A 7,589-nucleotide genomic window follows, 5' to 3' on the forward strand; every position below is an offset into this window, starting at 1 on the left:
TTCTTAATGCATATTTTGCAAAGTCTACCATCTCATCAAATATTTGATTGGCTATAGCTTCTGGAATTCCATTTTCCACACATCCAGGTACAGTATTCCCATCACCATGTAAGAATATTTCACGTTCTTTATTCATAACATCAATTTTCTTTTTACCCATGGCACGACGTAAGATATCACTTCGTCCTAAGCTATATCCCGCAAGGTCTCGAACGATTTGCATTACCTGTTCCTGATAAACTATACACCCGTACGTATTTTCCAAAATTGGTTTTAAAGACTCATGTGTATATGTGATGTTGTGTCTATCTTCTTTACCTGCAATATATTTTGGGATGAAGTCCATAGGCCCTGGGCGGTATAATGATACCCCTGCAATAATATCTTCGAGACAACTTGGTTTAAGTTCTTTCATGAAGTTTTTCATTCCAGCACTTTCAAGCTGAAAAATTCCCTCTGTATTTCCTGATGCAATCAGTTCATATACTTTAGGGTCAGCATCATCAATATGATCAATATCGATTTTAATGCCATGATTTTTCTCAACTAATTTCACAGCATTTGCAATAACTGTAAGTGTTCTTAGCCCTAAGAAGTCCATTTTGAGTAGGCCTAACTCCTCTAATGTAGTCATTGTATACTGAGTCGTTACAGCACCTTCACTGGCACTAAGTGGTACATATTCCATAACAGGTCTATTAGAAATAACTACCCCTGCTGCGTGCATTGAAGAGTGTCTTGGAAGCCCTTCAAGCTTCATAGAAGTATCAATTAAATACTTCACCTGTTCATCACTTTCATAAAGCTTACGTAAGTCTGCATTCATTTCAAGTGCTTTTTTAATTGTAATTTTAAGTTCATTTGGAATCATCTTAGCAACTTTATCAACATCTGCATAAGGCATATTAATCGCACGCCCTACGTCACGAATAGCCGCCTTAGCTGCTAATGTTCCAAATGTAATAATTTGTGATACACGATCCGCACCATATTTGCGGATAACGTAATCAATAACTTCTTGACGTCTTTCATAGCAAAAATCTATATCTATATCAGGCATGCTGACACGTTCCGGATTTAAGAAGCGCTCGAAAAGTAGCTGATACTTGATAGGGTCAATATTTGTAATTTCAAGTGTATAAGCTACGATACTTCCTGCCGCAGAACCTCGTCCTGGCCCTACTGGGATGCCTTGATTTTTGGCATAACGAATGAAATCTCCTGTGATTAAGAAGTAATCTACGAATCCCATTTGAATAATGATACCAAGCTCATATTCCAAACGTTCTTCTAATTCTTTTGTCACTGGATGATAACGTTTATGCAGCCCTTTGTAACAAAGCTCTCTTAAATATTCCTCTGCTGTTTTGCCATCTGGTACATCAAACTTAGGTAATTTCAGTTCGTGGAATGTAAAGGTTACATTACAACGCTCTGCAATCTTTTGTGTATTTTCCAGTGCCTCCTGGGCATATGGGAAGATCGCTTCCATTTCTTCTGGGCTCTTAAGATAAAATTGTCCGCCTTCATATCTCATGCGATCTTCATCTTCCATGGTTTTACCTGTTTGAATACAAAGTAAAACTTCGTGAGGATTGGCATCTTCATCTTTGATATAGTGAACGTCATTGGTTGCAACTAATGGAATGTCTAATTCATCTGCAAGTCTTAAGGTCAGTTGATTAACTTTTTGCTGCTCCTTCATACCATGGTCTTGAATTTCTAAGAAGAAATTCCCTTTTCCCATGATTTTTTCTAGTGTCAACGCATTTCTCTGGCTGCATCATATTCATCATTTAAAAGTTTACGGCTGACTGGCCCAGCGAGACAGGCACCTAATGCAATAAGTCCTTTATGATTGTCACGTAATAAATCAAGGTCAATACGTGGTCTTCTATAAAAGCCTTCTGTGTACGCTAAGGATACCATTTTAATGAGGTTTTGATAACCTTCATTATTTTCAGCCAATAATACTAAGTGATAGGATTTTGCATCGATTGGTTCTTTATCAAAGCGTGTACGTGCAGCTACATACACCTCACATCCTACAATGGGTTTAACCCCTTTTTCTTTTGCTGCTTTATAAAAATCAATTACACCAAACATGGCGCCATGATCTGTAATTGCAATGCTGTCCATGCCCAATTCTTTCGTACGGTCTAATAGGTCTTTAATCTTAGCAGACCCATCCAAAAGACTATATTCTGTATGGACATGGAGATGGGTAAATTTACTCATATTTAGCTCCTTTCTACCCTTGTAAATACCAGTATTATAGCACATTCTACTCCCCTTAAAAAGATTGCTACTACTGGTAATCCTTCCAGCCCCCTACAACTATTTCTCCTAAAGTCTTTACCATATTGCTAAAAAATAATATTAAAATTTGGCTCATCACCAAAATGTGTGCTTGACAGCCTAATTATTAAGTAAAAACTCACTATTACATTCTAGATAAATACGCTACTCATAACTCTGTCTATTTCTTAAGAAATAACTTCTACGTTGAAGTGCTTTGATTTTATTATTTTTACCTTCAACAGCAGCATTTTTAAAATGGCATTGATGATAGTTGGCAATTTCAGATTTCCAATTCTTGAAAGTTTTTAAGGCTTTAGTTATTTCAGGAATGCCTAAGGTTTCACCATTCTCAATCCATTTTTCTAATAAACTTATGGCATTTTTTATTGCTATAATCGTACCATTCAATTAGAGCTTCTTTAAACCAATAAGATTCTTTTAATTCAAATGATAGTTGCAGGATTCTTTCAATTAAAGTCTGCTCAGCCTTAGTAAGAGAATCATTACGTCTTTCTAAAAGTTTCTTGTTTCCCAAAAATCTTATTTTATAAAATTACAACTTTTTTATTATGCTTATTCCCATAACATTTCACCTGAGGCTTACTTACTTGATCAATCATACCTTCATGTACCTTGTTGATTTGTACTTCAATCTGCTTTTCATCATTTCTTATTACGATTTCATATAAATTATATTTGCCATTTTCATAATCAAATCCTTCGCCATCATCTTCATAATGGAAATAACTTGTCATACCTTCTTTACTGCCTATATAACTTCCAAGACTTTTTCTTGTTTTCCATCTTCTCCAATATAATTTTGTACTGTCGTTGTAGGAATTACACTATTCTCTTTAACATACATCGGACAAATATCTAGAGGTGCCTCCTTAACTATATATTGTCCCCCCTCATAAACTTCTCCTGTCCAATAATCAATCCACTCATTGCCGTTAGGTAAATAAACCATACGTGCCTTGCTACCTTGTGTCACAACTGGTGCTACAAGTAAATTTTCACCACATAAAAACTCATCATTAATCTCATATGTATTGCCATCATTTTGATAATTAAATAAAAGCGGTCTAATAAGCGGGGCCCTGTTTGACTTGCTTCACGCATCATATCATAAATATAAGGGAGTAATTTATAACGTAGTTTAATATATTTACGATTAATATCCTTTGTTTGTGTATCAAAAGTCCAAGGTTCTTGATCTCTCGTACCCATACATGAATGATTTCTAAAAAGTGGTGTAAATGCACCTACTTGTACCCAACGGCTTAATAACTCACTACTACAATCAAAGCCAAAGCCACCTACATCTGTGCCGCAAAATGTCATCCCACTTAAACCTAAGTTCATAAGCATTGGTAAACTCATGCGTAAATGTTCCCAAGTACTTTGATTATCCCCTGTCCATATGGTGCTATACTTTTGAGAACCAGCATAACAAGCTCTCGTTACAATAAATGGTCTTTTCGTTGTATGTTTACGAAGCCCTTCATAAGTTGCCTTCGCCATTAAATGTCCATAAAGATTGTGTGTTTCTCTGTGATCAGCCATATGGCCATCTTCATTAAATAAGACATCATCAGGTAATGGGCCTTTAAAACTTGCTGGTTCATTCATATCATTCCAAATGCCACTTACCCCAGTATCTACCATACGTTTTTGTAAATCACTCCACCAATGACGTGTTTTACTATTTAAAAAGTCTGGATATACAGCATCACCAGGCCAAACTTCATTATGATATACCTGGCCTTCTCTAGTTGCGAAATATCCTTTTTCAATGCCTTCTTTATATATATCATAATCTTCGTCCGCTTTCACACCTGGATCAATAATTGTTACGACTTTAAATCCCATACCATTTAATTTCTTAATCATTGCCTCAGGATCTGGAAAACGTTCATTATCCCAAGTAAATACGCGGTAACCTCTCATATAATCAATATCTAAATATAACGTATCACAAGGAATATCTTTTTCTCTAAAGGTATTTGCCACTTCCATTAAACGCTCTTCATCTTCATAAGACCAACGGCATTGTTGATACCCTAATGTCCATAAGGCTGGCAGGGGCATTCTACCTGTTAAACTTGTGTAGCCTTCAATAACCTTCTTCACCTGTGGTCCTGCAATGAAGTAATAATCTAAATTTCCATCTACTGCTGCAAAATAGTAATAGTTGACATTATCTTTACCTAAATCAAAATGGGTTTCAAAATGATTATCAAAGAAAATACCATAAGCCTCACCATCTGTCATTGTAATTAAAAATGGAATAGATTTATAAAGTCTGTCCATTGTTTCATTATGTGGATTCGGATTATCTGTATTCCAGTTCACTAAATGCGTTGCCTTTTTATTTAAGTGCCCCGTATGCTCACCTACTCCATAGAAATATGTATTAGGTAACATTTGTTTCTTAACACATACTTTATATTCTGAGCCGCTCCTACTTCATGGCCTTCAGCTTCAGCTAATTTATAATCCACAGTTCTTCTTATAAAACCCTTTTCTTCACCTGTATAATCGCTGCAAATCAGCTGCCCTTCTGCATTGTATATATTGACTTTAAAATCTTCAAAGACCTTTACCTTTAAATGAGTTGTACTAATTTCAATGCCTTCCTCTATAGCCTCCACTTTAAATTCACAAGTTTTATAAGCTACTTTATCTTCTACCGCCTTTGAGAGATCATTTACCTTAAAAAGCGGTGTAAAAAATCGAATAATATCTGGTGCAACCACAAATATACTTGATTGTCCCTTCTCATAGCTTAATTTAATTTCATTTCCTACTACCTTATATTCTTTAAGTTTACCTACGTTATTCATAAACTTCCTCCTCAATTAATAAGTAGCTGTCCATTCTATCTTTTATTATACCAATTTTGAAACCGTTTCCAATACATTTTTCATTTATTTTTATTATTTTTGTAATATTTTTAAATATTTCAAAAATCTCTAGCATTTTTTCTTAAAATATTATAAAATATCAATTGTAATTCAACACTTTATATAATTATTTACTAATCAAATCGTTTAACCTCAAACTCAATGAGCTTAACCTCAAAGGCTCACATAAAAAGACTATATTTTTAAAGTAGTTTTGCTACATTCAAAATATAGTCTTTTTATATGGCCCAATGCCCTTTCAAGTACTCCAGATTTATAGACTTTCGTTAACTAAGGTTATTGCAAAAATATGTACATTTTTACACTCCGGCAATTCAATGTAATTCACCTCTTTAGAAGGAATATCATAACGATATGCAAAAAGACGTGAATTAAATGCATGTAACCTTGTAATGTTATTCATTCTATGTGCTGCCTTTCCAGACCAAAATAGCTTTTCCTTATATATTGGTGCCTGATAAAAGTCTGAAACCTTTGCCTTTACAATGTAATACTCCCCATCTTTATAATGAACTTTTAAGTCCACTTCATAGCTTCCATATTCAGCACAACCAAGTATTAATAGCTTAGAAGCTTTAATATCATCAATCAAAATGCGTTGTCCACAACAAGCTATGTTATCATTTGCTCCCTCTTGATATTGATAATAAAATGCAAAATGTCCTTTACGCCATACTTCATTTATTTTTACATCTTCAAATATAAAATGTGTGCCCTCACCTGTAATATCTGCCACACTTGTATCTGAAAGCTCACTGGCAAATGCTATATTATTATTATACTTTTGAATATCTATATAATATTCATCACTTTGACACTTTTCTTTTGTTCCCACATTAAGCAAATTCATTAAATCAATCAATTCTTGATCTATTTCTATAATTTCCTTCTTCAACTTTTCTTTTTTATCTTCAGATAATATCTTTTTCTTAAGTCTATCTACATACAACTTACTTGTTATCGCATCTCTTTCACGTAGATGTCTTTTTTCTAACGCTGCTAAGTCTTCACATCCTATTTTTCTTTCTTCATAATATTGATATAAAAAGTTATAAATCACCTTTAAGCTTCCACAATATTTCATTTTATAATACTTTAAATCCTCAACAGAAATTTCCATTTCATTTATTTTATCAATCATATCTAATAAAGTATTATGCCAATTCTTAAATATTTCACAGGCTTTACTGATCATATCGCCGCGATCTACTTCTACAGATTTATTCTGTTTCACATAATATAGCTGTAGATAGTATTGAGATTCTTCTTGATTAAATTGTGCATTTGATAAATCCCATATTTCTTTTAATAACTGCTCTGTAATTCTTAATGGAAAATACACATTAGAATTCCCATCTACTTTTACAATATCTTGTAGTAATGTAGTCTCTCTAATTCCAAATGTATTATTTTTATCGATATATTCATTAACAATAATTGCATGATCAACTGCATGTTCATAGTCCTTATAATACATATTGTAAAATAAAGCATTATACTTAACTACTAATATTACTGGATTTCCCTGTATAATGAGCTGCTTAATATCTTCCATCACTTCATCAGTCGTTTTATCTATCTCGTCAATTTTTGCCAGACTTAATCCCATCTCTTGTAAGATAAATGTTGTATACTTTTCTAATTTTACTTCTTGTTCTCTTAATGCTTGAATGCAAATCCCATATAAAAAGCTATAATAAAAATAATAATTACGTTCATAATACCCTGCACTTGCTGAAATAGGTCCATTTATACAATCAATCTTGTCAAATGAAAAACCATCTGTGTACATATCAATATCTAATGTTCTTCCCATTTCATCCCTCTATTCTATATTATTAAATATCTATAAAGCTCTTATTCAATGAGTTTCTATTACTCTTATATCATAGTCGTTAACTTAAGACTAAGTTTTTCCAGCAACAATAAGTTATTCTAAATAACATTCTATTTTAGAATAGGTGGTTTGTCTTAAACGTTTTTCATGTAAAGCCAACCTTCCTATCCTCTGAATTAAGTTAGAAAACGTCTCGTAAGTATGTAGTGTGATTCTTTTTAGTGTATAGAATTGAGATAAGTCTACAAGCAGTAATGCATAAAATCTTTGCATACTTACGCCTCTCCCCTGATTTTTATAAAGAATTGCTTCTACATATTTAGTTTTACCTACATGCATTTTATCTAGGGAAAAGGTATTTTTTACAACCTTAAAAAGAAGTTCTATTTGCCATCTTATACGATAAAGCTCTGTAATAATAAATGTATTAAGGATTTCTTTGCTGATGTTAGTAATCATAAAATTCCAATGTAAAAGCTGACGCTTATGTGAGTCAATATCTTCACCATTATTTTGGATAATCG

8 protein-coding genes and 1 pseudogene are annotated in these 7,589 nt (G+C 33.2%); all 9 read right to left on the minus strand.

The genetic code is table 11. The features are described from left to right. Positions 1-7: 7 nt before the first annotated feature. Positions 8-2,238: pseudogene (locus tag JCM14822_RS08680) on the minus strand (DNA polymerase III subunit alpha); the annotation flags it as partial. A gap of 225 nt (positions 2,239-2,463) precedes the next feature. After that, the gene (locus JCM14822_RS08690) at positions 2,464-2,709 is read right to left on the minus strand and encodes a transposase (RefSeq protein WP_083461346.1); all 246 of its coding nucleotides are present in this window, start codon (positions 2,707-2,709) and stop codon (positions 2,464-2,466) included. Continuing rightward, entirely contained in the window at positions 2,651-2,836 is a 186-nt protein-coding gene (locus JCM14822_RS24945) for a transposase (RefSeq protein ID WP_172674797.1), read from the minus strand. Before JCM14822_RS24945 ends, JCM14822_RS08690 begins: the two co-directional genes overlap by 59 nt. A 10-nt stretch (positions 2,837-2,846) precedes the next feature. After that, positions 2,847-3,056 (minus strand): DUF5110 domain-containing protein, encoded by a 210-nt coding sequence (locus tag JCM14822_RS23815; protein ID WP_330377429.1) that lies wholly within the window; start codon positions 3,054-3,056, stop codon positions 2,847-2,849. A gap of 14 nt (positions 3,057-3,070) precedes the next feature. After that, the gene (locus JCM14822_RS23820) at positions 3,071-3,391 is read right to left on the minus strand and encodes a hypothetical protein (RefSeq protein ID WP_330377432.1); all 321 of its coding nucleotides are present in this window, start codon (positions 3,389-3,391) and stop codon (positions 3,071-3,073) included. Continuing rightward, entirely contained in the window at positions 3,304-4,728 is a 1,425-nt protein-coding gene (locus JCM14822_RS23825; protein ID WP_330377430.1) for a glycoside hydrolase family 31 protein, read from the minus strand. The genes JCM14822_RS23820 and JCM14822_RS23825 overlap by 88 nt, the downstream gene beginning before the upstream one ends. After that, the gene (locus tag JCM14822_RS23830; protein WP_330377431.1) at positions 4,698-5,147 is read right to left on the minus strand and encodes a DUF4968 domain-containing protein; all 450 of its coding nucleotides are present in this window, start codon (positions 5,145-5,147) and stop codon (positions 4,698-4,700) included. The genes JCM14822_RS23825 and JCM14822_RS23830 overlap by 31 nt, the downstream gene beginning before the upstream one ends. Positions 5,148-5,481: 334 nt before the next feature. Then, a complete protein-coding gene (locus JCM14822_RS08700; protein ID WP_054741543.1) occupies positions 5,482-7,044 on the minus strand; it encodes a hypothetical protein in 1,563 nt (520 codons plus the stop codon). A 114-nt stretch (positions 7,045-7,158) separates the two neighbouring features. Beyond that, the coding region (locus tag JCM14822_RS08705; RefSeq protein ID WP_172674798.1) for a transposase at positions 7,159-7,589 on the minus strand (431 nt) is incomplete at its 5' end.

Source organism: Cellulosilyticum ruminicola JCM 14822 (assembly GCF_001311925.1).
GTDB lineage: Bacteria > Bacillota > Clostridia > Lachnospirales > Cellulosilyticaceae > Cellulosilyticum > Cellulosilyticum ruminicola.